Origin of the sequence: Pseudomonas sp. 32_A (assembly GCF_017490905.1) — a bacterium.
GTDB classification, from domain to species: Bacteria; Pseudomonadota; Gammaproteobacteria; order Pseudomonadales; family Pseudomonadaceae; genus Aquipseudomonas; species Aquipseudomonas inefficax.
This window is the reverse complement of the sequence record NZ_JAFGYI010000054.1, coordinates 1-25,432: the sequence shown is the minus strand read 5'-3', so window position 1 is coordinate 25,432 and position 25,432 is coordinate 1. Positions and strand designations below refer to the sequence as shown.

At 63.2% G+C, this 25,432-nt stretch carries 22 protein-coding genes; 12 read left to right on the top strand and 10 right to left on the bottom strand.

Annotated features, from left to right (window positions below; translation table 11 throughout):
* The 9 genes from J5M58_RS23670 to J5M58_RS23630 all read left to right on the top strand — a co-directional run.
* Window positions 1-146: LysE family transporter (locus J5M58_RS23670; protein WP_207879806.1), on the top strand; the 146-nt coding region annotated here is incomplete at its 5' end.
* Window positions 147-652: 506 nt separating this feature from the next.
* A complete protein-coding gene (locus J5M58_RS23665) occupies window positions 653-1,249 on the top strand; it encodes a superoxide dismutase (RefSeq protein WP_013974076.1) in 597 nt (198 codons plus the stop codon).
* Between the two features lie 329 nt (window positions 1,250-1,578).
* Entirely contained in the window at window positions 1,579-3,633 is a 2,055-nt protein-coding gene (locus J5M58_RS23660) for a bifunctional diguanylate cyclase/phosphodiesterase (RefSeq protein WP_166674302.1), read from the top strand.
* A 159-nt stretch (window positions 3,634-3,792) separates the two neighbouring features.
* Window positions 3,793-5,130: an imelysin family protein gene (locus tag J5M58_RS23655; RefSeq protein WP_112250358.1), complete on the top strand. Its 1,338-nt coding sequence runs from the start codon at window positions 3,793-3,795 to the stop codon at window positions 5,128-5,130.
* A 368-nt stretch (window positions 5,131-5,498) separates the two neighbouring features.
* The gene (locus tag J5M58_RS23650) at window positions 5,499-6,926 is read left to right on the top strand and encodes a di-heme oxidoredictase family protein (RefSeq protein ID WP_112250356.1); all 1,428 of its coding nucleotides are present in this window, start codon (window positions 5,499-5,501) and stop codon (window positions 6,924-6,926) included.
* A gap of 20 nt (window positions 6,927-6,946) precedes the next feature.
* Window positions 6,947-8,011, top strand: coding sequence for an imelysin family protein (locus J5M58_RS23645; protein WP_112250354.1), 1,065 nt, complete (start codon window positions 6,947-6,949; stop codon window positions 8,009-8,011).
* Window positions 8,012-8,013: 2 nt separating this feature from the next.
* Entirely contained in the window at window positions 8,014-9,111 is a 1,098-nt protein-coding gene (locus J5M58_RS23640) for a DUF1513 domain-containing protein (protein ID WP_207879796.1), read from the top strand.
* 233 nt (window positions 9,112-9,344) lie between these two features.
* Window positions 9,345-10,493: an efflux RND transporter periplasmic adaptor subunit gene (locus J5M58_RS23635; protein WP_207879794.1), complete on the top strand. Its 1,149-nt coding sequence runs from the start codon at window positions 9,345-9,347 to the stop codon at window positions 10,491-10,493.
* 12 nt (window positions 10,494-10,505) lie between these two features.
* Entirely contained in the window at window positions 10,506-13,550 is a 3,045-nt protein-coding gene (locus J5M58_RS23630) for a multidrug efflux RND transporter permease subunit (RefSeq protein ID WP_112250348.1), read from the top strand.
* A 168-nt stretch (window positions 13,551-13,718) separates the two neighbouring features.
* Here the strand turns inward: J5M58_RS23630 and J5M58_RS23625 are convergent, their stop codons facing one another.
* The 5 genes from J5M58_RS23625 to colR form a co-directional block, all read right to left on the bottom strand.
* Window positions 13,719-13,952: a hypothetical protein gene (locus J5M58_RS23625; RefSeq protein WP_112250346.1), complete on the bottom strand. Its 234-nt coding sequence runs from the start codon at window positions 13,950-13,952 to the stop codon at window positions 13,719-13,721.
* On the bottom strand, window positions 13,949-14,650 hold the full coding sequence (locus J5M58_RS23620; RefSeq protein ID WP_112250344.1) for a lipopolysaccharide kinase InaA family protein: 702 nt from the start codon (window positions 14,648-14,650) through the stop codon (window positions 13,949-13,951). The genes J5M58_RS23625 and J5M58_RS23620 overlap by 4 nt, the downstream gene beginning before the upstream one ends.
* A 6-nt stretch (window positions 14,651-14,656) precedes the next feature.
* Complete coding sequence (locus J5M58_RS23615; protein WP_112250342.1) at window positions 14,657-15,340, bottom strand: class I SAM-dependent methyltransferase; 684 nt, start codon at window positions 15,338-15,340, stop codon at window positions 14,657-14,659.
* Between the two features lie 107 nt (window positions 15,341-15,447).
* Window positions 15,448-16,758: a HAMP domain-containing sensor histidine kinase gene (locus J5M58_RS23610; protein WP_112250340.1), complete on the bottom strand. Its 1,311-nt coding sequence runs from the start codon at window positions 16,756-16,758 to the stop codon at window positions 15,448-15,450.
* Window positions 16,748-17,431: a two-component system response regulator ColR gene (colR, locus tag J5M58_RS23605; RefSeq protein WP_003255215.1), complete on the bottom strand. Its 684-nt coding sequence runs from the start codon at window positions 17,429-17,431 to the stop codon at window positions 16,748-16,750. The genes J5M58_RS23610 and colR overlap by 11 nt, the downstream gene beginning before the upstream one ends.
* A gap of 183 nt (window positions 17,432-17,614) precedes the next feature.
* Here colR and J5M58_RS23600 point away from each other — a divergent pair, with 183 nt between their 5' ends.
* Window positions 17,615-18,343, top strand: coding sequence for a phosphatase PAP2 family protein (locus tag J5M58_RS23600; RefSeq protein ID WP_207879792.1), 729 nt, complete (start codon window positions 17,615-17,617; stop codon window positions 18,341-18,343).
* 186 nt (window positions 18,344-18,529) lie between these two features.
* On the opposite strand, the gene groL is transcribed toward J5M58_RS23600, so the two are convergent.
* The 5 genes from groL to J5M58_RS23575 form a co-directional block, all read right to left on the bottom strand.
* Window positions 18,530-20,170, bottom strand: coding sequence for a chaperonin GroEL (gene groL, locus J5M58_RS23595; RefSeq protein ID WP_085626533.1), 1,641 nt, complete (start codon window positions 20,168-20,170; stop codon window positions 18,530-18,532).
* Between the two features lie 50 nt (window positions 20,171-20,220).
* Entirely contained in the window at window positions 20,221-20,514 is a 294-nt protein-coding gene (locus tag J5M58_RS23590; protein WP_003260750.1) for a co-chaperone GroES, read from the bottom strand.
* 334 nt (window positions 20,515-20,848) lie between these two features.
* The gene (locus J5M58_RS23585; RefSeq protein ID WP_207879790.1) at window positions 20,849-21,310 is read right to left on the bottom strand and encodes an FxsA family protein; all 462 of its coding nucleotides are present in this window, start codon (window positions 21,308-21,310) and stop codon (window positions 20,849-20,851) included.
* 67 nt (window positions 21,311-21,377) lie between these two features.
* On the bottom strand, window positions 21,378-22,109 hold the full coding sequence (locus J5M58_RS23580) for a HugZ family protein (protein ID WP_207879788.1): 732 nt from the start codon (window positions 22,107-22,109) through the stop codon (window positions 21,378-21,380).
* A 175-nt stretch (window positions 22,110-22,284) separates the two neighbouring features.
* Window positions 22,285-23,295: a DUF481 domain-containing protein gene (locus J5M58_RS23575; protein WP_112250332.1), complete on the bottom strand. Its 1,011-nt coding sequence runs from the start codon at window positions 23,293-23,295 to the stop codon at window positions 22,285-22,287.
* Between the two features lie 166 nt (window positions 23,296-23,461).
* Between J5M58_RS23575 and J5M58_RS23570 the strand changes: the two genes are divergently transcribed.
* Window positions 23,462-23,815, top strand: coding sequence for an MGMT family protein (locus tag J5M58_RS23570; protein ID WP_075046251.1), 354 nt, complete (start codon window positions 23,462-23,464; stop codon window positions 23,813-23,815).
* Between the two features lie 43 nt (window positions 23,816-23,858).
* Window positions 23,859-25,406: an AmpG family muropeptide MFS transporter gene (locus J5M58_RS23565; RefSeq protein WP_112250330.1), complete on the top strand. Its 1,548-nt coding sequence runs from the start codon at window positions 23,859-23,861 to the stop codon at window positions 25,404-25,406.
* Window positions 25,407-25,432: the final 26 nt, after the last annotated feature.

Below are 25,432 nucleotides of genomic sequence, written 5' to 3'. Positions count from 1 at the left end.
GTGCCTCGCTGCTGTGGTTCTCGACCCTGGCGATCGGCGCGGCCTGGCTGGCGCCGTGGCTGGCCCGGCCGGCGACCTGGCGCATGCTCGACCTGATGGTGGCGGTGATGATGTTTGCGGTGGCGGCGCAGTTGATCTTCAACTGACCGATGGGCTGGTCGCAGCATCTTTATTGCCTGTGAGATCGAGCGCCGCCCGCGCGGCGCTTCGCGGGGCAAGCCCGCTCCCACATTTGTTGCAACGTGGCCATGCCTGTGGGATAGGCGTTGTCCGCCTTGGTGCATGACTTGAGACAGATGGGGCGGCAGCAGCGCCAGTCGAGAAATCGGGTAAGAGCAACCAGGCAGGCAACCATGGCCTGACAGGTTCGGCACGTTGCAACAAATGTGGGAGCGGGCTTGCCCCGCGAAGCGCCGCGCGGGCGGCGCTCGATCTCACAGGCAACACAAACACTCCGGCGAACGCCACCGGTCAGTACGCCCCAACCGCTCTGGAACCTCTATTCCCTATCTTTGTTGCGTGGTTATGCGCCGGGCCCGGTGCTATGATCCAGCCCTTGCGTCGCAAAGAGTACAAACTCGCCGACGCTCATCGGGCCGCCCGTGATCGGCCTTGCGCAAACCGCAAACAGACCTGAATCAGGAGATCCACCATGGCTTTTGAATTGCCGCCGCTGCCGTACGCCCACGATGCCCTGCAGCCGCACATCTCCAAGGAAACCCTGGAGTATCACCACGACAAGCACCACAACACCTATGTCGTGAACCTGAACAACCTGGTCCCAGGCACCGAATTCGAAGGCAAGACCCTGGAAGAGATCGTCAAGAGCTCTTCGGGCGGCATCTTCAACAACGCCGCTCAAGTCTGGAACCACACCTTCTACTGGAACTGCCTGGCACCAAACGCCGGTGGCCAGCCGACCGGTGCCCTGGCTGACGCCATCAACGCCGCTTTCGGTTCCTTCGACAAGTTCAAGGAAGAGTTCACCAAGACTTCGGTTGGCACCTTCGGTTCCGGCTGGGGCTGGCTGGTGAAGAAGGCTGACGGTTCCCTGGCCCTGGCCAGCACCATCGGCGCCGGCTGCCCGCTGACCAGCGGCGACACTCCGCTGCTGACCTGCGACGTCTGGGAACACGCCTACTACATCGACTACCGCAACCTGCGTCCGAAGTACGTCGAGGCGTTCTGGAACCTGGTCAACTGGGCCTTCGTTGCCGAACAGTTCGAAGGCAAGACCTTCAAGGCCTGAGTCATTCAGCCCTGAACGAAAAACCCGGCCCGGTGCCGGGTTTTTTTATGCCTGTAAGGCCCTCTTCGCGGGTGAACCCGCTCCCACAGGTTCGGCGCCGCTTGCGGACTTGATGTGATCCCTGTGGGAGCGGGTTTACCCGCGAAAAAGCCAGCACGGTTTTGCTTGCTCAGCCCGCATAGCACGCTAACATCAAACCTCTGGAAGATTGATACAGCGCACTCAAGTTGCGGGGTCAGGCAACCGATACACTACTGATGGTCGGCCGATAGTGTATCGTCATCGTTGATGGCAAAATGATGCCATGCGCATGGATTAAGGAAACCCCATTGAAGCTGGAATTGCGGAACAGCTTGTCGGTCAAGTTGCTCAGGGTCGTGCTGCTGTCGGCGCTAGCGGTCGGTGTCGTGCTCAGCTGTGCGCAAATCGTCTACGACACCTACAAGACCCGCCAGGCCGTCAACAACGATGCCCAACGCATCCTCGACATGTTCCGCGACCCCTCGACCCAAGCGGTATATAGCCTGGACCGCGAAATGGGCATGCAGGTGATGGAAGGCCTGTTCCAGGACGAATCGGTACGCATGGCCTCCATCGGCCACCCCAACGAAACCATGCTCGCAGAAAAGTCCCGCCCGCTGCAGGACATGTCCATGCGCTGGCTGACTGACCTGATCCTCGGCCAGGAACGCACCTACACCACGCAACTGGTTGGCCGCGGCCCCTACAGCGAATACTACGGCGACCTGAGCATCACGCTGGACACCTCGTCCTACGGCGAAGATTTCCTGATCAACGCCGTGATCATCTTCATTTCCGGCGTGCTGCGGGCCCTGGCCATGGGCCTGGTGCTGTACCTGGTCTACCACTGGCTGCTGACCAAACCGTTATCCAAGATCATCGAGCACCTCACCCAGATCAACCCCGACCGCCCCAGCCAGCACCAGCTACCGCTGCTCAAGGGCCATGAGAAGAACGAGCTGGGCCTGTGGGTAAATACTGCCAACCAGCTGCTGGCCTCGATCGAGCGCAACACCCATCTGCGCCACGAGGCGGAGAACAGCCTGCAACGCATGGCCCAGTACGACTTCCTCACCGGCCTGCCCAACCGCCAGCAGTTGCAGCAGCAACTGGACAAGATCCTCGTCGACGGTGGCCGCCTGCAACACCGTGTGGCGGTGCTATGCGTCGGCCTGGACGACTTCAAGGGCATCAACGAGCAGTTCAGCTATCAGGTCGGCGACCAGCTGCTGCTGGCCCTGGCCGACCGCCTGCGCGCCCACAGCGGGCGCCTGGGCGCCTTGGCACGCCTGGGCGGTGACCAGTTCGCCCTGGTGCAGGCCAATATCGAGCAGCCTTACGAGGCGGCGGAACTGGCGCAGAGTATCCTCGACGACCTGGAAGTGCCGTTCGACCTCGACCAGCACCAGCAGATCCGCCTGCGTGCCACCATCGGCATCACCCTGTTCCCGGAAGACGGCGACAGCACCGAGAAGCTGCTGCAGAAAGCCGAACAGACCATGACCCTGGCCAAGGCCCGTTCGCGCAACCGCTACCAGTTCTACATCGCCAGCGTCGACAGCGAGATGCGCCGCCGTCGCGAGCTGGAAAAGGACCTGCGCGAAGCCCTGCCGCGCAACCAGCTGTACTTGGTGTACCAGCCGCAGATCAGCTACCGCGACCACCGCGTGGTCGGCGTCGAAGCACTGCTGCGCTGGCAGCACCCGGAGCTGGGCATGGTGCCGCCAGACCAGTTCATCCCCCTGGCCGAACAGAACGGCAGCATCATCAGCATCGGCGAATGGGTGCTCGACCAGGCCTGCCGGCAACTGCGCGAATGGCACGACATGGGCTTCAGTGACCTGCGCATGGCGGTCAACCTGTCCACCGTGCAGCTGCACCACAACGAACTGCCGCGGGTGGTCAACAACCTGCTGCAGGCCTACCGCCTGCCACCACGCAGCCTGGAGCTGGAAGTCACCGAGACCGGCCTGATGGAAGACATCAGCACCGCCGCCCAGCACCTGCTGAGCCTGCGCCGCTCCGGAGCACTGATTGCCATCGACGACTTCGGCACCGGCTACTCGTCGCTCAGCTACCTGAAATCGCTGCCACTGGACAAGATCAAGATCGACAAGAGCTTCGTCCAGGACCTGCTGGACGACGATGACGACGCCACCATCGTTCGCGCCATCATCCAGTTGGGCAAGAGCCTGGGAATGCAGGTGATCGCCGAAGGCGTGGAAACCGCCGAACAGGAAACCTACATCGTCGCTCAGGGTTGCCACGAGGGCCAGGGCTACCACTACAGCAAGCCGCTGTCGGCCCGTGAGTTGACCAATTTCCTCAAACAGGCGCAGCGAAATCAGGTTTCGATGCTCTGAGCCGCCTGACCGGTTACAGGCCATGACTGGCATTTACACGAATTGCATGCCCGCCCCCCTTTACAGCAAATGCAAATCTTTCGCATGATGTTGCCGTTTCGCGTGCCACGGCGCACGGTCCACCCCTTGGTCCAACCACACGACGCAGGAAAACCAATAATGATTCGAATGCCTCTGGCCTCCGCCAGTCTGCTGGCCATTGCCATCGCTCTCGCCGGTTGCGGTGAAGGCAAGGACGACAAGGCCGCCGCGCCGCAAGCCCAGGCACCTGCTGCCGCCAGCACCACCGCTGCGGCGCCCGGGGCTGTCGACGAAGCCGCCGGCAAAGCCGTGGTCAAACATTACGCCGAGCTGGTGTACGCCGTGTACAGCGATTCGCTGAGCACCGCCAAAACCCTGCAGACCGCAGTCGACGCGTTCCTGGCCAAGCCGAACGACGAAACCCTGAAGGCAGCCAGGGAAGCCTGGGTCGCCTCGCGCGTACCGTACCTGCAGAGCGAAGTCTTCCGCTTCGGCAACACCATCATCGACGACTGGGAAGGCCAGGTGAACGCCTGGCCGCTGGACGAAGGCCTGATCGACTACGTCGACAAGAGCTATGAGCACGCCCTGGGCAACCCGGCGGCCAACGCCAACATCATCGCCAACACCGAGATCCAGGTGGGCGAAGAGAAGGTCGACGTCAAGGACATCACGCCCGAGAAGCTGGCCAGCCTGAACGAGCTGGGCGGTTCCGAAGCCAACGTCGCCACCGGTTACCATGCCATCGAGTTCCTGCTCTGGGGCCAGGACCTGAACGGCACCGGCCCGGGCGCGGGCAATCGCCCTGCCTCCGACTACCTGGAAGGCAAAGGCGCCACTGGCGGGCACAACGACCGCCGTCGTGCCTACCTGAAAGCGGTCACCGACCTGCTGGTCAAGGACCTCGAAGAAATGGTCGGCAACTGGGCGCCGAACGTCGCCGACAACTACCGCGCCAAGCTGGAGGCCGAATCGGTCAACGACGGCCTGCGCAAGATGCTGTTCGGCATGGGCAGCCTGTCGCTGGGCGAACTGGCTGGCGAGCGCATGAAGGTTTCGCTGGAAGCCAACTCGCCGGAAGACGAGCACGATTGCTTCAGCGACAACACCCACTACTCGCACTTCTACGACGCCAAGGGCATCCGCAACGTCTACCTGGGCGAGTACACCCGCCCAGATGGCAGCAAGGTGACCGGCCCGAGCCTGTCGTCGCTGGTGGCCAAGGTAGACCCGGCCGCCGACGCCACCCTCAAGGCCGACCTGGAAGCCACCGAAGCCAAGATCCAGGTGATCGTCGACCACGCCCTCAAGGGCGAGCACTACGACCAGCTGATCGCGGCCGACAACGCAGCCGGCAACCAGATCGTGCGTGACGCCATCGCTTCCCTGGTCAAGCAGACCGGTGCGATCGAGCAGGCCGCCGGCAAGCTGGGCATTGCCAACCTGAACCCCGATACCGCGGATCACGAGTTCTGATCCTGCTGTAGCGGTGCAGGAAGAGGCGGCCTTCGGGTCGCCTTTTTTCTGTGCCGGCCTCTTCGCGGGTGAACCCGCTCCCACAGGGACTGCATGATGCTGTAGGAGCAGCCTTGTGCTGCGAAGGGGGCAGTATGACAAAAGGTTTTCTATGGCGGTAATGGCCTCTTCGCAGCACAAGGCTGCTCCTACAGGTCTGTGCGGGTCGAGGTGGGAGCGGGTTCACCCGCGAAGAGGTCGTCACAGGCAACAGATGAACATGGCCAACTGACACCGATTTCATCCAGCAATTGCAAATTGCTCTTATTCAAACTCCCTCACCCTGCTAAGCTTGCACGCCGGTTTTTCGCTCACGCCCAGGATTCTCGATGTCCTTGTCGCTGTCCCGACTCTCCCCCTTGCTGCTGGCCTTTGCCCTCGCCGCCTGTGACGACGCCCCGCGTTTCACCCAGGCCGAGCCTGGCGAAGCGTTGTCGGGCGGCAAAGCCACCGTGCAGCGCACTGACCGCAATGCCTATTCCCTGCCTTCGGCCAACCTCTCGCCCGAGCGGCGCCTGGACTTCGCCGTAGGCAACAGCTTCTTCCGCAACCCCTGGGTGATCGCCCCGTCCACCACCACCGCCCGTGACGGCCTGGGCCCGCTGTTCAACACCAATGCCTGCCAGAACTGCCACGTGCGCGACGGCCGCGGCCACCCGCCAGAGCCGGGCGACAGCAACGCCGTATCGATGCTGGTACGCCTGTCGATCCCCGACCAACCCTACCTGGCCAAGGTGGTCGAACGACTCGGCGTGGTGCCAGAGCCGGTCTATGGCACCCAGCTGCAGGACATGGCCATCCCCGGCGTGACGCCGGAAGGCAAGGTGCGGGTGAGCTACACCCGTGAAACGGTGTCGTTCGAGGATGGCCACCAGGTCGAGCTGCGCAAGCCGGCCCTGCAGATCACCCAGCTCGGCTATGGCGTGATGCACCCCGACACGCGCTTTTCGGCACGGGTGGCGCCGCCGATGATCGGCCTGGGCCTGCTCGAAGCCATCCCCGAAGCCGACTTGCTGGCCAATGAAGACCCCGACGACCGCAACCGCGACGGCATCCGTGGCCGGGCCAACCGGGTGTGGGACGACGCCCAGGGCAAGACCGTGGTCGGCCGCTTCGGCTGGAAGGCCGGGCAGCCCAACGTCAACCAGCAGAACGTGCACGCCTTTGCCGGCGACATGGGCCTGACCACCACCCTGCAGCCCAACGATGACTGCACCCCTGCTCAGGCCGACTGCCTGGCCGCGCCCAACGGTGACGGTGCCGATGGCGAGAAGGAGGTCAGCGACAACATCCTGCGCCTGGTCACCTTCTACACCCGCAACCTGGCCGTGCCGGCCCGCCGCGACGTGGGTTCGCCGCAAGTGCTGGCGGGCAAGAACCTGTTCTACCAGGCCGGCTGCCAGGGCTGCCACACACCGCAGTTCACCACCGCCGCCAATGCCGCCGAGCCGGAGCTGGCCAACCAGTTGATCCGCCCCTACAGCGACTTGCTGTTGCATGACATGGGCCCGGGCCTGGCCGACGAGCGCACCGAATTCGCCGCCAACGGCCAGGACTGGCGCACCCCGCCATTGTGGGGCATTGGCCTGAGCGAGACGGTCAGTGGCCACAGCCAGTTCCTGCACGACGGCCGCGCCCGCAATTTGCTCGAAGCCGTGCTCTGGCACGGCGGCGAGGCCGAGGCAGCGCGCAATTTCGTACTCACTTTCAATGCCGAGCAGCGTGCCGCGCTGCTGGCTTTCCTGAACTCACTTTAAAAAGCGCAAAGGAGCCGGGCATGTTCCGACCCAAACTGTTGTTCACCAGCCTCGCCGCACTCGCCCTCGGCGCCTGCTCGCCGCAGGACCCGCAAGCCGTGACCTCCGCTGCCATCGCCAAGCAGGTGATCCTGCCCACCTACAGCCGCTGGGTCGAAGCCGACCGCACGCTGGCCGCCAGCGCCCTGGCCTACTGCGAAGGCAAGGAAACCCTGGACAAGGCCCGTGCCGACTTCCTCAACGCGCAAAAGGCCTGGGCCGAACTGCAACCGCTGCTGGTCGGCCCGCTGGCCGAAGGCAACCGCGCCTGGCAGGTACAGTTCTGGCCCGACAAGAAAAACCTGGTCGGTCGCCAGGTCGAGCAGTTGGTCAACGCCGACAAGCCGGTCGATGCCGCCACCCTGGGCAAGGCCAGCGTGGTGGTACGTGGCCTGTCGGCCTATGAGTACATCCTGTTCGACAGCAAGCCGGACATCGCCACTGCCGAGCAGAAAGCCCGCTACTGCCCGTTGCTGGTGGCCATCGGTGAACACCAGAAGGCCCTGGCCGAAGAGATCCTCAAGGGCTGGAACAGCACCGACGGCATGCTCTCGCAGATGACCAAGTTCCCCAACCAGCGCTACGCCGATTCCCACGAGGCCATTGCCGACCTGCTGCGCGCCCAGGTCACCGCCCTGGACAGCCTGAAGAAAAAGCTCGGTGCACCGATGGGCCGCCAGAGCAAGGGTATCCCGCAGCCACTGCAGGCCGAAGCCTGGCGCAGCCACAGCTCGCTGAAGAGCCTGGAGGCCAGCCTCAAGGCCGCCGAAGCGGTCTGGCTCGGGGTCGACAACCAAGGCCTGCGCGGCTTGCTGGCCAGCGATCAGAAAGCCCTGGCGGACAAGATCGACGCCGCCTACGCTGCCTCGCTGAAGCTGCTGGCCGACAACCAGAAAACCCTGGGCGAGCTGCTGGCCGACGACGCCGGCCAGCAAACCCTGAACCAGATCTACGACAGCCTCAACGTCGTCCACCGCCTGCACGAAGGCGAGCTGGCCAAGGCGTTGAACATCCAGCTGGGCTTCAATGCCAACGACGGTGACTGATCATGCTGCGACGCCAGGCCCTCAAACTCGGTAGCGTATTGCTCAGCGCCCTCACCCTGGGCGGCTGGAGCCTGTTCCGCAACAAAGGCAGCGAGCCCCTGCTGCTGTCGGCGCGTGACGACGGCGACGGCAAGCACTATGCGGTCGGGTTCCGCCTGGACGGCACCCAGGTGTTCAGCACCCAGGTCGCCCAGCGTTGCCATGCCATCATCCACCACCCGCAACTGCCGATCGCCCTGTTCGTCGCCCGCCGCCCTGGCACCGAAAGCTACCTGGTCGACCTGCGCGACGGGCGCCTGCTGCAGACCGTCACCTCGCAGCCGAACCGGCATTTCTACGGCCACGCGGTCATTCACAAAAGTGGTGAATGGCTGTACGCCACCGAGAACGACACCACCGACCCTGGGCGTGGCGTGCTCGGTGTGTACCGTTTCGAAGGCGAGCGCCTGGTCCACACCGGCGAGATTCCGACCCACGGCATCGGCCCGCACGAGGTAGCCTGGCTGCCTGACGGCGAGACGCTGGTGGTGGCCAACGGCGGTATCCGTACCGAAGCCGAAAGCCGGGTGGAGATGAACCTCGACGCCATGGAGCCGAGCCTGGTGCTGATGCAGCGCGACGGTACCCTGCTGAGCAAGGAAACCCTGGCCCAGCAGATGAACAGCGTGCGCCACCTGGCGGTGGGCAGCGATGGCACCATCGCCGCCTGCCAGCAGTTCATGGGCGATGCCGATGAAACTGCCGAACTACTGGCGATCAAGCGCCCGGGCGAGCCGTTCAAGGCCTTCCCGGTACCGGAGCGACAATTGCAGGCCATGGCCCAGTACACCGCCAGCGTGGCTATCCACAGCGAGCTGCGCCTGGTGGCGCTGACCGCGCCACGGGCCAACCGCCTGTTCGTCTGGGACCTGGACAGCGGCGCGGTACGGCTGGATGCGCCAATGCCCGATTGCGCGGGGGTGGGTGCGGTGCAGGACGGCTTTGTCGTCACCTCCGGGCAGGGCCGTTGCCGGTTCTATGATTGCCGCAAGGCCGAACTGGTCGGGCAACCGATGAACCTGCCGTCCGGTTTCTGGGACAACCACCTGCATCTCGTCTGATTTTCGGGTTGGCTGTACTGGCCTCTTCGCGGCTAAAGCCGCTCCCACAGGAATAGCGCAACCCGCTGACTGCGCGGGCCCTGTGGGAGCGGCTTTAGTCGCGAAGGGGCCGGCACAGGCATTCCACTCCCCTTCCCCCAAAAAACAGTCAATACTTCCCCCATCCACACGTGGGCAGGATCGCCCGTTGTCGTGTCCAAGCGAATAACAACCATATCCAAGGAACCGGACCTATGCTGCGCCGCCGCATGCTCATCATGTTGGCCGTGGTTCTGCTGATCGTGCTGGCCCTGGGGGGCTACAAGGCCTTTTCGATCTACCAGCAGATCCAGATGTTCACTGCCCCCAAGCCGCCCATCACCGTGGCGGCCGCCTTGGCCGAACAGCGCTCGTGGCAAGAGCGCCTGCCCGCCGTCGGTAGCCTCAAGGCGCTACAGGGCGTGGAGCTGAGCCTGGAGGTGGAAGGCATCGTCAAGGCCCTGCATTTCGACTCGGGCCAGCAGGTCAAGGCAGGGCAGCTGCTGCTGCAACTCAACGACGACCAGGAAACCGCCCTGCTTGGCACAGCCCAGGCCGACCTGGGCCTGGCCAAGGTCGATTTCGGCCGCGGCAGCCAGTTGGTCGGCGACTCGGCCATCTCCCGCGGCGAGTTCGACCGCCTCACCGCCCAGTACCGGCGCAACCAGGCGGTGGTCGACCAGCTCAAGGCATCGAAGACCAAGAAAAGCATCAGCGCCCCGTTCAGCGGCACCATCGGCATTCGCCAGGTGGACGTCGGCGACTACCTGGCCACCGGCACGGTGATCGCCACCCTGCAGGACACCTCCAGCCTCTACGTCGACTTCAACGTACCGGAACAGGCCCTGCCGCACCTGAGCCTGGGCCAACAGGTACTGGTGCAGGTGGCCGCTTACCCGGGCCAGACTTTCCCCGCCCGCCTCAGCGCCATCAACCCCAAGGTCGAGGAAACCACGCGCAACCTGCTGGTGCGCGCGACCATGGCCAACCCGGACGGCAAGCTGTTGCCGGGCATGTTCGCCAGCCTGCTGATCCTGCTACCCAACCCGCAGCCACAAGTGGTTGTGCCAGAAAGCGCCATCACCTACACGCTGTATGGCAACTCGGTGTACGTCGCAACGCCAAAAAAGGACAAGGACGGCAAGCCGCAAAACGATGACAAGGGCCAGCCGCAGCTCACCGCCGAACAGCGCGCGGTGCAAACCGGCGAGCGCCGTGACGGTATGGTGGTGGTCCGCAAGGGCCTGCAGGCCGGGGAGCAGGTGGTCACCGCCGGCCAACTGAAGCTCACCCCCGGTGCCGCGATCCGCATCGGCCAGGACAAAGCCCTCAAGCCCGCACAGGGCGCGCCGGGCAAGGACTGACAGGAGGCTGGCATGGCGTTCACCGACCCGTTCATCCGCCGCCCGGTGCTGGCCAGTGTGGTCAGCCTGCTGATTCTGCTGCTGGGCTTCCAGGCCTGGAGCAAGCTGCAGATCCGCCAGTACCCGCAAATGGAAAACGCCCTGATCACGGTAACCACCGCCTACCCAGGCGCCAACGCCGAGACCATCCAGGGCTATATCACCCAGCCGCTGCAGCAAAGCCTGGCCAGCGCCGAAGGCATCGACTACATGACCTCGGTGAGCCGGCAGAACTTCTCGATCATTTCCATCTACGCACGCATCGGCGCCGACAGCGACCGGTTGTTCACCGAACTGCTGGCCAAGGCCAACGAAGTGCGCAACAAGCTGCCCCAGGACTCGGAAGACCCGGTCCTGAGCAAGGAAGCCGCCGATGCCTCGGCGCTGATGTACATCAGTTTCTACAGCAAGGAGATGAGCAACCCGCAAATCACCGACTACCTGTCGCGAGTGATCCAGCCCAAGCTGGCTACCCTGCCGGGCATGGCCGAAGCGGAAATCCTCGGCAACCAGGTGTTCGCCATGCGTATCTGGATCGACCCGGTGAAACTGGCAGGCTATGGCCTGTCGGCCACCGATGTGACCAATGCCGTGCGCCGCTACAACTTCCTTTCCGCAGCCGGCGAGGTGAAGGGCGAATACGTGGTCACCAGCATCAATGCCAGCACCGAGCTGAAGTCGGCAGAGGCGTTCGCCGCCCTGCCGGTCAAGACCAGTGGCGACAGCCGCGTGCTGCTGGGTGATGTGGCAAGGGTCGAGATGGGGGCAGAAAACTACGACACGGTCAGCTCGTTCGACGGTACCCCATCGGTGTACATCGGCATCAAGGCCACACCGGCCGCCAACCCGCTGGACGTCATCAAGGAAGTGCGGCGCATCATGCCCGAGCTGGAAAGCCAGCTGCCCTCGGCGCTGAAGGTATCGATCGCCTACGACGCCACGCTGTTCATCCAGGCCTCCATCGACGAAGTGATCAAGACCCTCGGCGAAGCGATACTGATCGTCATCGTGGTGGTGTTCCTGTTCCTCGGTGCCTTGCGTTCAGTGCTGATCCCGGTGGTGACCATTCCACTGTCGATGATCGGTGTGCTGTTCTTCATGCAGATGATGGGTTACTCGCTCAACCTGCTGACCCTGCTGGCCATGGTGCTGGCCATCGGGCTGGTGGTGGACGACGCGATTGTCGTGGTGGAGAACATCCACCGGCACATGGAAGAAGGCAAGTCGCCGTTCGACGCCGCCCTCGAGGGCGCCCGCGAAATCGCCATGCCAGTGGTGTCGATGACCATCACCCTGGCGGCGGTGTATGCACCGATCGGCTTCCTTACCGGGCTTACCGGCGCACTGTTCAAGGAGTTTGCCCTGACCCTGGCCGGTGCGGTGATCATCTCCGGCATCGTTGCCCTCACCCTGTCACCGATGATGTGCGCGCTGCTGCTGCGCCCGGAGCAGAACCCCAGTGGCCTGGCCCACCGCCTGGACATGCTGTTCGAACGCCTGAAGGTGCGCTACCAGCGACTGCTGCACACCACCCTCGACAGCCGCCCCGTCGTACTGGTGTTTGCCGTGATCATCCTGTGCCTGATTCCGGTGCTGCTGAAGTTCACCCAGAACGAACTGGCGCCCAACGAAGACCAGGGCGTGATCTTCATGATGAGCAGCTCGCCGCAGCCGGCCAACCTTGATTACCTCAACGCCTACACCGACGAATTCACCCCGCTGTTCAAGGCTTTCCCCGAGTATTACTCATCGTTCCAGATCAACGGTTTCAATGGCGTGCAGACCGGCATCGGCGGCTTCCTGCTCAAGCCCTGGAACGAGCGCGAGCGCACGCAGATGGAGCTGCTGCCACTGGTGCAGAGCAAGCTCGAGGAAATCAGTGGCCTGCAGATCTTCGGCTTCAACCTGCCGTCGCTGCCCGGCACCGGCGAGGGCCTGCCATTCCAGTTCGTGATCAACAGCGCTGGCGACTACCCGGCACTGCTGGATGTGGCCCAGCGAATCAAGGCCCGCGCCCAGGAATCCGGCAAGTTCGCCTTCCTCGACATCGACCTGGCCTTCGACAAGCCCGAGGTGGTGGTGGATATCGACCGGGCCAAAGCGGCGCAGATGGGGGTGTCGATGGACACCTTGGGCAGCACCCTGGCGACCTTGCTGGGCGAGGCGGAAATCAACCGCTTCACCCTCGAAGGCCGCAGCTACAAGGTGATTGCCCAGGTCGAGCGGCCGTACCGCGACAACCCCGGCTGGCTGAACAACTACTACGTGAAGAACGACCAGGGCCAGTTGCTACCGCTATCCACCCTGATCACCCTCAGCGACCGCGCGCGCCCGCGCCAGCTCAACCAGTTCCAGCAGCTGAATTCGGCGATCATCCAGGGGGTGCCCATGGTCAGCCTCGGCGAGGCGCTGCAGACCGTGCAGGCTATCGCCCGCGAAGAGGCGCCGGAAGGCTTCGCCTTCGACTATGCCGGCGTGGCGCGCCAGTACGTGCAGGAAGGCAGCGCACTGTGGGTCACCTTCGGCCTGGCGTTGGCGATCATTTTCCTGGTGCTGGCGGCCCAGTTCGAAAGCTTCCGCGACCCGCTGGTGATTCTGGTGACGGTGCCGTTGTCGATCTGTGGTGCACTGCTGCCGCTGTTCCTCGGCATATCGAGCATGAACATCTACACCCAGGTGGGGCTGGTGACGCTGATCGGGCTGATCAGCAAGCACGGGATCCTCATTGTCGAGTTCGCCAACCAGCTGCGTGAGGAACGCGGCCTGAGCGTGCGCGAGGCGATCGAGGAAGCTGCGGCGATTCGCCTGCGGCCAGTGCTGATGACCACGGCAGCGATGGTGTTCGGCATGGTGCCGCTGATCCTGGCGACCGGAGCGGGGGCGGTCAGCCGCTTTGACATCGGTACGGTGATTGCCACGGGGATGTCGATTGGTACGCTGTTTACCCTGTTTGTGTTGCCTTGTATCTACACCCTGCTGGCGCACAAGGCGCAGGTCAAAGAACCCGCTGTAGCCTGAACCGGCCTCTTCGCGGGTGAACCCGCTCCCACAGGTACAGCGTCAGGTTCGGATATTGTGCAGTTCCTGTGGGAGCGGGTTCACCCGCGAAGGGGCCGGCAAGGCAGATGCAAAAATGCCAGAGGCCCCGAAATCGCGAGGCCTCTGGCATTTCTGACTGCACCGGGTTCAACCGAACGGCCGCAACCCCTGACGCAAGCCGAAAAGGAACAGCAACAGGTCCTGATCCGGCGCGGCCTTGGCCTGTTGCTGCGGCTTCACATCCCGCGGCAACGCGCACTGGTCGGCCAGCTCGGCCTTGCTGAACACTGTCGGCCTCGGCTCTTCCCAAGCAGCCACCGCCACGGTGGTCACCGCCAGGCCAGCTACCAGGAACAAAGCTCGAGCTATTTCTAGTTTCATTGCTCTAACCCTTTGACAGCGCTGCCAAACGCCATCTGGTAAAAGTAGAGCAGTGTTTGCCATTCCGCGTCATTCAGCGACGAATGGCGGCGCAGTTGGCGCAGGTCATTGCCCGCCGCGCGCTGGCAACTGATGCGCCGCCGGCATTTTTCCAGGTCCAGCAGGGCGACCTCGACGCGGGCCTGCTCGCCCTCGCCAATCACCTTGATGAATACATGCTTGCCATACAGGCAGCCGTGCTGCCAATGCCCCAGATGCATGCGCGCCAGGTTGTCCGCCAGGTCCTTGAGCATGCGCTCATGCACCACCTGCGGATAACGCTCGCGGGCACCTTCGGCATGCCAGGTGTCGAGTTCGACGAAACCGTCGAGTGCTTCGCTCACCAGCAGCGCACGCCACTGGTGGTCGGCACCACGCTCGGCGCCACAGAAGACGATGCGCGGTACACGCACGCCCAGTTGCTCGAAGCTGTTCAACGCATCGAGCTCACGCAATACGGTCGGCCGGCCGAAAGGGTGCAGCACGCTGCGGTAGATATGCCCGACCTGGCGCTTGGCATACAGCAGCTTGCCATTGCCATCGTCGAGGCGTTGCACACCACTCTCGCCACCACGGCGCTGGTTAGGCTCCTCGACCCACTCGCCCTGCTGGCGCCAGTAAAAATCGAACCGCGACTCCCCTTTCTGGGCTACAGCCATCAAACACTACCCCTTACGCAATACATAGACCCGCCACATGGCATAGAACGGCAGAAAGTCGAGGCGTTCCTGGATTCTGAAGCCGGCGGCTCGGAATTCTTCTTCGACCGTGTCGGCCGGTAACACAAAGCGGTTCTGGTAATTGTCCTGGTCGCCTTTCCTGGCGCTGCGACGCTGTTCCAGCTTTTTTCGGCGCCAGGCCTTGAAGTTACCATCCACCCACAATGACAGGATCACACTATCACGGCTAACCCGTTGAAATTCCGACAGAATGGTCTTTCTGTGCGCTGCTTCGCCGATGTGGTGGAACAAGCGCATGCAGAAGATGCTGTCCACCGAGTTGTCCGGCAAGTCGATGGCAAATGCCGATGTCTGCAAAGGCCGTACCCGTGCCACCACCTCTGGCGCTTGCGCGGCACAGGCTGTCTCGATCATCGCTTCGGAGTTGTCGGCGCCAATGATCACCCGGTTGGGCTTTTCTGCCAGCAATGGCCAGAAGCGGCCGGCGCCGCATGGCAGGTCGAGGACCAGGCCAGGCTCACCAGCCAATGCCAAGGCGCGGCGCGCCAACTGCTCATCACGCTTGTGGGAAAGGCGTCGCGCCAGGCCATCCTGGTGCTTGAGAAAGTACTCACGCGCATGTTCTTTGTCGTACTTCTCGGAAAATTCAAGCTTGATGGGGCTACGCATTGGGCATCTCCTGACTCCATTCCGCCCACATTAGGTAAGCAAGCGTAGGAATCAGGTCATGCTGATGTGAAAAATATGTTGAGCGCCGAATGACCTGTTACAACAGATTACTCGACCAAAGCCTCTGGGTCGCCCTTGGCTGCGGTATTGCTCAGGTCCACCCTGAAACGGCAGCCGTGCGGCAAGGTCGAGGTCAGGGTGACATGCCAGCCCTGGTCATCGCAGATCCGCTGTACCAGCGACAGGCCCAGGCCCAGGCCCTCGCCGCGCCGCTCATCGCCGCGCACGAACGGCCGGAACATCGCCTCGCGCTGCTCCTCCGGGATGCCCACGCCGCTGTCCTCCACGCTGAAGCCGTTGGCTTCCAGGCTCAGGCGGATATAGCCGCTATCGGTGTAGTGCGCGGCATTGCGCAGCAGGTTGCCCATCACCGACTGCAGGAAGGTAGCGTTGTACAGCACTGGGCTGGCACTGACGCGGCCATCGAAATACAGGGCCAGGCCCTTCTGCTCGATAGTGTCGCGCCAGACCCCGACCAGTTCATCAGCCACCTCCCGCAGGGTGGCCCGCGAAGCCACCGCGCCCTCGTCGCGCTGTGCCCGGGCCAGCATCAGGAAGGTCTTGACCAGTTCGCGCATTTCTTCCGTGGCTCTGGCCACGCGCTCCACCTGGCTGCGCGAGCGGGCATCCAGCGTCGGGTTTTCCATCAGCAGTTCGCATGAGGTAGCAAGCACCATCAAGGGCGTACGCAGTTCATGGCTGACGTCGCTGGTGAACAACCGTTCGCGGGTCAGCGCATCGCGCAGGCGGCCCAGGGTATCGTCAAAGGCGACCGCCAGCTGGCCGACTTCGTCCGCGGCATAGTCCGGCGCAAGCGGCGGGGCCAGGCCCAGCAACTGGTCACGGTGGCGTACCTGGCGCGCCAGGCGGATAACCGGCGCCATCACCCGACGCGCCACCAGCCAGCCAAGAATGACCGCCAGCACCAGGCTGAGCACGAAGCCCACCACCACCACCGCGAACAGCAGGCGTTCGCGTTCCTCGAAGTCGCTCTGGTCCTGCAGCAGTACGTAACGGCGGCCGTCGACGATCTCGACCATGGCGTGGTACGACAACTGGTCGCGGAACACCTCATGGAAGCCTCGGTCGAGGTGGCGCAGGTCTTTGGGCAGCTCGAAATCGTCACGCCCGCCGCTGAAGTAGAACAGCTGGTCGGGGCGTGGCCGGTGGCTCCAGTCACTGACGCTGTCCATGCGCAGCAGGCGCTGCAGGTCGCCCCCCAATACCGTGGAAATCAGCCGTTCTTCGACCAGGTGCACAGTGCCGACGATGCCGAAGGCGAAGGCCCCGGCCACCAGCGCGCTCATCAGGGCAAAGGCGATGATGATGCGCTGGGCAAGGCTTTGCTTAAACTCCATCACGGCCCTCGGCGAGGCGATAGCCGACGCCATGGACGGTATGCAGCAGCGGTTTTTCGAACGGCTTGTCGATTACCTGGCGCAGCTGGTGCACGTGGCTGCGCAGGCTGTCGCTGTCAGGGCAGTCATCCCCCCAAAGGGCTTCTTCCAGCACTTCGCGACGCAATACGTGCGGGCTTTTCTGCATCAGCACCGCCAGCAGCTTGAGGCCGACCGGGTTGAGCTTGAGCAGGCGGCCCTGGCGGGTGACTTCGAGCGTGTCGAGGTCATAGCTGAGGTCGGCCACCTGCAAGGTGCGGCGCCCGCCGCCCTGGGCCCGGCGCAGCACCGCTTCGATGCGGGCGGCCAGCTCCGACAGGGCGAAGGGCTTGAGCAGGTAATCGTCGGCACCGGAGCGGAAGCCCTGCAGGCGGTCGTCCAGTTGGTCGCGGGCGGTGAGCATGATCACCGGCGTGTCGCGGCGGGCGTCTTCGCGCAGGCGCTTGCACAGTGTATAGCCGTCGATGCCCGGCAGCATGATGTCGAGCACTATCAGGTCGTAGTGCTCGGTGGCAGCCAGGTGCAGGCCGGACAGGCCATCCTGGGCGCAGTCGACGGTGTAGCCCTTCATCCCCAGGTAGTCGGCCAGGTTGGCCAGGATATCGCGGTTGTCTTCAACCAAAAGAATGCGCATCGGTTTCTCCTGTGCGGCGCTTCTCGCTGTGGTGCGCGGCAGGCGCAGCTTAAGGCCTATGCCTGCAGGGTGCCAGCCCCAGGGAAAATTCAGCGCACTTGACGGTTTTTTCACTGATCCTTCACGGACACAGGATAGCGGGCGGCCGACAATGCCCGATCTTTTTCGCGCCCTGGAGCCGCCATGCAGCAACCAACCCGCCCCCGCCCGATCAATTTCTGGCTGTACCTGGGGCTACCCCTGGCGACGGCGTTGGGCCTGATCCTGCTGGAACTGACCTCGGTCGACATGGACATTGCCAACCTGTTCTTCGACCCCGCCGCCGGGCAATTCATCGGCCGCCACAGCTATTTGCTGGAGAACATCCTGCATGACCGGGTCAAGCAAGGGGTGATCCTGCTGGGAGTGATGTCGCTGGTGACCTTTGCTGCCAGCTTCTTCTGGAAGCGCCTGTTCGGCTGGCGCCGCGAGCTGGGCTGCCTGGTGCTGGCACTGGGCCTGTCCACGGCGTTTGTCACACCGCTGAAGAAAGTGACCCAAGTGCAATGCCCGTGGAGCCTGACCCAGTTTGGCGGGAAGGAAACCTACAGCAAGCTGCTGGAGCCGCGGCCAGCGACCGACAAGCCCGGGCTGTGCTGGCCGGGCGGGCATGCCGCAACCGGGTTCTGCCTGTTCGGGCTGTTCTTCATGTTGCGCGATCGCAAGCCGAGGCTGGCGCGGGTGGCGTTGACAGTGGCCTTCGTGGCGGGGTCGGTGCTGTCGCTGGGGCGGATGATGCAGGGGGCGCACTTCCTGTCGCATAACGTGTGGACGGCGGTGTTCTGCTGGTTGATCGGGTTGGGGTCGTATTACCTGGTTCTTTATCGGCGGGGGATGGCTGAGGTATCTGCCGCTGAGCGTAGCGTCGCCTGACCCAGGGGGCCGCTTTGCGGCCCATTCGCGACACAAGGCCGCTCCTACAGATTACGCGATCCCTTGTAGGAGCGGCCTTGCGTCGCGATGGGCTGCGCAGCAGCCCCAATGGCCCCAACAGGAAAACAAAAAAGCCCCGGCTCTCGCGAACCGGGGCTTTTTGATGGCGCAGGGGGTAAGGCTGGCTTACATCATGCCGCCCATGCCACCCATGCCGCCCATGTCAGGCATGCCAGCAGCTGGCTTGTCTTCCGGCAGGTCGGCAACCATGGCTTCGGTGGTGATCATCAGACCGCCGATCGAAGCAGCAGCTTGCAGCGCCGAACGAGTGACCTTGGCTGGGTCCAGGATGCCCATCTCGATCATGTCGCCGTATTCGCCGGTAGCAGCGTTGTAACCGAAGTTACCCGAGCCTTGCTTGACCTTGTCAGCGACAACGCTTGGCTCATCGCCGGCGTTGGCAGTGATCTGGCGCAGCGGCGCTTCAACGGCGCGACGCAGCAGGGCGATACCGACGTTCTGGTCTTCGTTGTCGCCTTTGAGGTTGACAATGGCAGCCAGGGAGCGAACCAGGGCCACACCACCGCCAGGCACCACGCCTTCTTCAACGGCTGCACGGGTAGCGTGCAGGGCGTCTTCAACGCGGGCTTTCTTCTCTTTCATTTCAACTTCGGTGCCGGCACCAACCTTGATCACGGCAACACCGCCAGCCAGCTTGGCCAGACGCTCTTGCAGCTTCTCACGGTCGTAGTCCGAGGAAGTTTCTTCGATCTGGGCACGGATCTGCTTGACGCGTGCTTCGATCTCGCCGTCGGCGCCAGCGCCGTCGATGATGGTGGTGTTTTCCTTGGACAGGATGACGCGCTTGGCGTTACCCAGGTGCTCCAGGGTAGCGGTTTCCAGGGACAGGCCGATTTCTTCGGAGATGACCTGGCCGCCAGTCAGGACGGCGATGTCCTGCAGCATGGCCTTGCGGCGGTCGCCGAAGCCCGGAGCCTTGACCGCAGCAACCTTGACGATGCCGCGCATGTTGTTGACTACCAGGGTAGCCAGGGCTTCGCCTTCAACGTCTTCGGCAACGATCAGCAGTGGGCGGCCGGCCTTGGCAACGGCTTCCAGAACTGGCAGCAGCTCACGGATGTTGGAGATCTTCTTGTCGACCAGCAGCAGCAGCGGGCCTTCCAGCTCGGCAACCATGGTGTCCGGCTTGTTGACGAAGTACGGCGACAGGTAGCCACGGTCGAACTGCATGCCTTCCACGACCGACAGTTCGTTTTCCAGGCCCGAGCCTTCTTCAACGGTGATCACGCCTTCTTTACCGACCTTTTCCATGGCTTCGGCGATGATTTCACCGATGGAGTTGTCGGAGTTGGCGGAGATGGTACCTACCTGGGCGATGGCCTTGGAGTCGGCGCATGGCTTGGACAGGTTCTTCAGCTCGGCGACGACGGCAGCGGTGGCCTTGTCGATGCCGCGCTTCAGGTCCATCGGGTTCATGCCGGCAGCGACGGCTTTCAGGCCTTCGTTGACGATGGCCTGAGCCAGAACGGTAGCGGTGGTGGTGCCGTCACCGGCAGCGTCGTTGGCCTTGGAAGCAACTTCCTTGACCAGCTGGGCGCCCATGTTTTCGAAAGCGTCTTTCAGCTCGATTTCCTTGGCAACGGAAACGCCGTCCTTGGTGATGGTCGGCGCGCCGAAGCTCTTGGCCAGCACCACGTTGCGGCCTTTCGGGCCCAGGGTCGCTTTTACCGCGTCAGCCAGAACGTTGACACCAACCAGCATTTTCTTACGAGCGGAGTCGCCGAATTTTACGTCTTTAGCAGCCATGATCGTTTAATCCTTGGAAATTCTTTGGAGTAACGGGAAGTCGGGGGAAATCAGCCTTCGATAACGGCGAGGATTTCGTTTTCAGCCATGACCAGCAGGTCTTCGCCATCGACTTTCACGGTGTTGCTGCCCGAGTAAGGGCCGAAAACCACTTTGTCACCCACTTTCACGGCCAGCGCGCGAACTTCGCCGTTGTCCAGGATGCGACCGGTGCCGACGGCGACGACTTCGCCGCGGTTTGGTTTTTCAGCGGCCGAACCCGGCAGGACGATACCGCCAGCGGTTTTCGATTCTTCTTCGCTGCGACGGATGACTACGCGGTCATGCAGAGGACGAAGCTTCATTGTCGATCTCTCCCAAAGTGTGGTTTTCATCGGCCGGTGTCGACACCGGCGGGTTAATGCTATCCGGCGTTGCCGGAAGGCCGCTCGCCCAAGGCGAACCGCCTGAGTAATGACTGGTGTTGCCACCAGAAACCTTGCGGTGACCACTACATGAGGCCGCCATATTCAATTACAAGGCTTGTTTCAGAAAATTTTTCATTAGCGCCTTGGCCCCGCAAAAAGCTGCGGCCGCTGCGCGCCCCTTTCGCGACACAAGGCCGCTCCCACAGGAGGTGTGCATTCCCTGTGGGAGCGGCCTTGTGTCGCGAAAGGGCCCAAAGCGGCCCCCCAGCTATTACTTGTCGCGGCGCTCGTACTCGCCCTCGATCACGTTCGGGCGATGGCCGCCATCCTGTGGGCGTGCCTGGAACGGGTCGTCCTGGAAGGCGCGCTGGCGCATGGCCTGGGCCTCGGCACGCTGGCGCATCTTGCGCGCAGCCAGGTGACGGGTGAAGGGCAGCAGGCACAGCAGGCCCAGCACGTCGCTGATGAAACCAGGCAGCAACAGCAGGCCACCACCAACGGCCAGCATCATGCCCTGGAACATGTCCTCGGCGGGCAGCTCGCCACGCTGCAGGCTTTCACGGGCGCGCAATGCGGTGGCCAGCCCGGCTACGCGCATCACCAGCACACCCAAGGCGGAGCCGGCAATGATCAGCAACAGCGCCGGGAAGAAACCGATGGCGGCACTGACCTTCACGAAGACGAACAGCTCCAGCACGGGAAACAGGAGAAACAGCAGTAGAAAAGCACGCATCAAAGCATTCCTCGTCGGAAGAGAACCTTCCTGTAAGACCAACAGATGGATGCGTGCGCTCGGCTTTTCAACCCTCGACTTCCGTCGCAACCGGCCACTGGTCGGCGCGAGCCAGCAAAACCAGGGCTTCGCGGACTTGTGTCGGCGTGTTGCAAATACTCGGGAAAGGCAGCCAGTGCAACGCTTGGCCGATACGCAGGTGCATGCCTTCGCTGTCCACCCCGACCATCTGCGCTGGCGCACGGCTTGGCAAATCGGCCAGCTGCACATAATGGGCGATGGCGTTGGCGTGGTCGTTGTTCATGTGCTCGACCATGCTTGCCTCGGCTTTACCGGCGAACGGGTTGGCCAGGGTCACCTGGTCGAGCCAGTGGATCGCGCCGAAGCCGCCGATGTAGCGGTGGCGCACCGGCTGCAGCACCCAGAAATCGAAGTCGTGGGCCTTGTGGTAGTTGGCTGCTTCCGGGAAAAAGCGGTAGTAGCGCTCGGCGGCGGCCTCGATGGCGGCCTCCTCCACCAGCTTGTGCGCCTCGGCCATCACCGTCAGGCGCCCCACCGCCTGTACGTCCTCGGCTTCGCGCTCACCCACCAGCAGCGAGCACTTGGGGTCTTTCTGCAGGTTGTGGGTGTGCTGGGCGATGCGGCTGATGAGGATCAGCGGGTTGCCCTGGGCATCCAGGCAGTACGGCACGACAGAGCCGAAGGGGTAGCCGGGCATCGACTTGGAATGGGTCGAGAGCACGCCGCGGTATTCCTTGAGCAGCAGCTCCCGGGCGGGGCGGATGGCGTTGGTACTCACTTGGGGGCGGCTCCTGATGGCGGGCTGGATGGGACAAGATAAGCATTATCAGATCCAGTGCCAATGGGGCTGCTTTGCAGCCCATCGCGACACAAGGCCGCTCCTACAGGATTTACGCGATCCCCTGTAGGAGCGGCCTTGTGTCGCGATGGGCCGCAAAGCGGCCCCAAAAGACTCACCAGGTAACGCCGAAGCCAGCTGTATAGCGGGTCTTGTCCAGGTCACTGTCCCGCGTACCGGTGATGATGTCCTTCTCCGCCTTGAGGTTGAGCGAGGCCCACTCGGTGACCTTGTAGCGCAGGCCAACCTCGGCATCCAGCGCATAATCGGCCACGCCACCCAGTGGCTTGGCGAACTCGCCATTGGTGAACAGCTGCACGTTCTTGCCGATCAGGTAGCGGGTGTAGTCCCACTTCACCGCCGCGGAATAGAAGTTGTCCTTGGCGCCATCCTGGTATTCGAAGTCGGTGCGGTTGATCAGCGAACCCAGCGAGAACGCGCCCAGCTCGTTGTCCCAGAACTGGTAACCCGGGCCGGTACCCACGGTGCGCTGGCGGGCGAGGTCTTCGATGCGGTCACGCTTGTACTCCACGCGCCCCTGCCAGAACCACTTTTCGGTGAGGAAGCGGTCCAGAGCGTACTCGGCACTCCAGTTGTCGGTGGTGGTGACGTCGTCCTTGGTCTCGCGGTTGTACTCGCCTTCGGCGTTGTGCCGCCAGCGGCCATGGCGGGCGCTGGTCTTGAAGCCGACGTCGTAGTCGTCGGTGTCATTCTCGGCGCGCTTGTAATCCAGTGCCACGTCGACGTTGCCTTTCCACACGAAATCCTCGACCAGGGGCTTGGGCTTCATGATCTGCTCGATGCTGGCCAGCTCCACGGTCTTCGGCGCCTCGCCATTGGCCAGGGTCACCTTGCCGGGCTCGGCAGCCTTCAGCGACTTGGCGCGCTCACCGCTGTAGGCGTCCTGCTTGACCAGCATCTCCTGGTCGCTCTCCAGGGTCTGGACCTCTTTCCAGTCCAGGGCGATGGAACCGCCATAGGGGGTTTCCAGCAGCAGCTTGCCGCCGTCGAAGACTTTGATCTTGCCGCTGAGCCGGTCACCGTTTTTCATCCACACGGTGTCGGCGAACACCGGGGAGGCGCACAGGGAAACAGCAAGCAGGCACAACAGGGATCTAGAATACATAAGCGGGCTATGATCTGCGGACTACGGGTTCGATTTGGCGAAAAAAGCCGGGCATTATCCAGATAACCACGACCAGAGCAAGGAAAGACCGGGAGCATGCCGTTGAGTTCAACTCTCATTTGCCAGACCGCCGGTCCGGTTTCATCTGCAGCCCAATGGGGGCCTGATGTCTGACGGATATGAGCACGCCCTGGAATCCGCCGAGGGCCGACGAACGGCGCTGTATTCGGTACTCGGCCAGGTGCCGGCCGGCAAGGTGGTCAGCTATGGCCAGCTGGCCGAGCTGGCGGGGCTTGGGCGGGCGGCACGCTGGGTCGGGCGCACCCTTGGGCAACTACCTGCAGATACTCGCCTGCCCTGGCACCGGGTGCTTGGCGCTGGTGGCCGGCTGAGCCTGGCACTGGGTACCCCCTCGGGGGATGAACAAAGGGCGCGACTGCGCGCGGAGGGTGTGAATGTAACCAACAATCGTGTGGATATGACGCGCCATGGCTGGCGCCCGATGGAGCACAGCGGTTAGAGTGCGCGCTTTGTTTTCGCAAACTTGAGGCAGATGTTGGCCCATGCCCCGTAAAACCTGGCGCGCTGCGCTTGCTGCATATGCCAGCCCGTCAACCTTGGTACTTTTGCTGCTCGGCTTCGCCGCCGGTCTGCCCTACATGCTGGTGTTCTCCACCCTTTCGGTGTGGTTGCGCGAAGCGGGCGTGGCCCGCGAGACCATTGGTTACGCCAGCCTGATCGGCCTGGCCTATGCCTTCAAGTGGGTGTGGTCGCCGCTGCTCGACCAATGGCGCCTGCCGCTGCTCGGCAGCCTTGGGCGTCGGCGTTCGTGGCTGCTGCTGTCGCAGGCGCTGGTGGTGGTCGGGCTGGTAGGCATGAGCCTGTGCGACCCGCAGCAACACTTGTCATGGCTGATCGCATTGGCGGTGTTGGTGGCCTTCGCCTCCGCTACCCAGGACATCGCCGTCGATGCCTACCGCCTGGAAATCGCCGACGACCAACGCCAGGCTGCGCTCGCCGCCAGCTACATGGCCGGCTACCGCGTGGCGGCCCTGCTGGCCACGGCCGGTGCCCTGTTCTTCGCCGAATGGTTCGGCTCTACCGGCTTCAGCTACCTGCACAAGGCCTGGGCCGGCACCTACGTCATGTTTGCAGTGATGATGCTGCCCGCCGTGTTCACCACCCTGATCATGCGCGAACCGCCCGTACCCATGCGTACCCAGCTGTCGGCAGCGCGCTATGGGCTGGTGCACCAGCTGGCATCGGTGTTCGTGCTGATCATCCTGCTGGTTTCGGTACCGGCCAGCTTCACCCAGATGTTCAACACCGGCTGGTCCAGCGTCATCTCCGGTGATGCAACGCCACTGGACCTGTTGCTGGAAGACCGCGCCTTCCTGCGCCTGATCCTCTACGTACTGCTGACCTGGGCGTGCCTGTCGAGCCTGGGCCGTCGCGGCCTGGCGCCGGTGCTGACCCCGGTCAACGACTTCATCGCACGCTACCGCTGGCAGGCCCTGCTGCTGCTCGGCCTGATCGCCACCTATCGCATGTCGGATACGGTGATGGGCGTAATGGCCAACGTGTTCTACATCGACATGGGCTTCACCAAGGACCAGATCGCCAGCGTCAGCAAGATCTTCGGCCTGATCATGACCCTGGTCGGCGCCGGGATCGGTGGCCTGCTGATCGTGCGCTTCGGCATCATGCCGATCCTGTTCATCGGCGGTGCTGCCTCGGCGGGCACCAACATCCTGTTCCTGATGCTGGCCGACATGGGCCCGAACCTGCAAATGCTGGTGGTGACCATCTCGCTGGACAACTTCAGCTCCGGCATGGCCACCTCGGCCTTTGTCGCCTACCTGTCGAGCCTGACCAACTTGAAGTTCTCGGCTACCCAGTACGCGTTGCTCAGCTCGATCATGCTGCTGTTGCCAAGGCTGATCGGGGGCTATTCGGGGGTCATGGTAGAGAAGTTCGGTTACCACGACTTCTTCCTGATCACTGCCCTGCTGGGCGTGCCCACCTTGATCCTGATTGCTCTGCAGTGGCGCCAGGAGGCGGGGCCGGGTAAACCGGTGGGCGAGGAAAGTTCAGCAGCGCAAAGGCCCTGAAGAGGCTGTACCGCCTGTATCGGCCT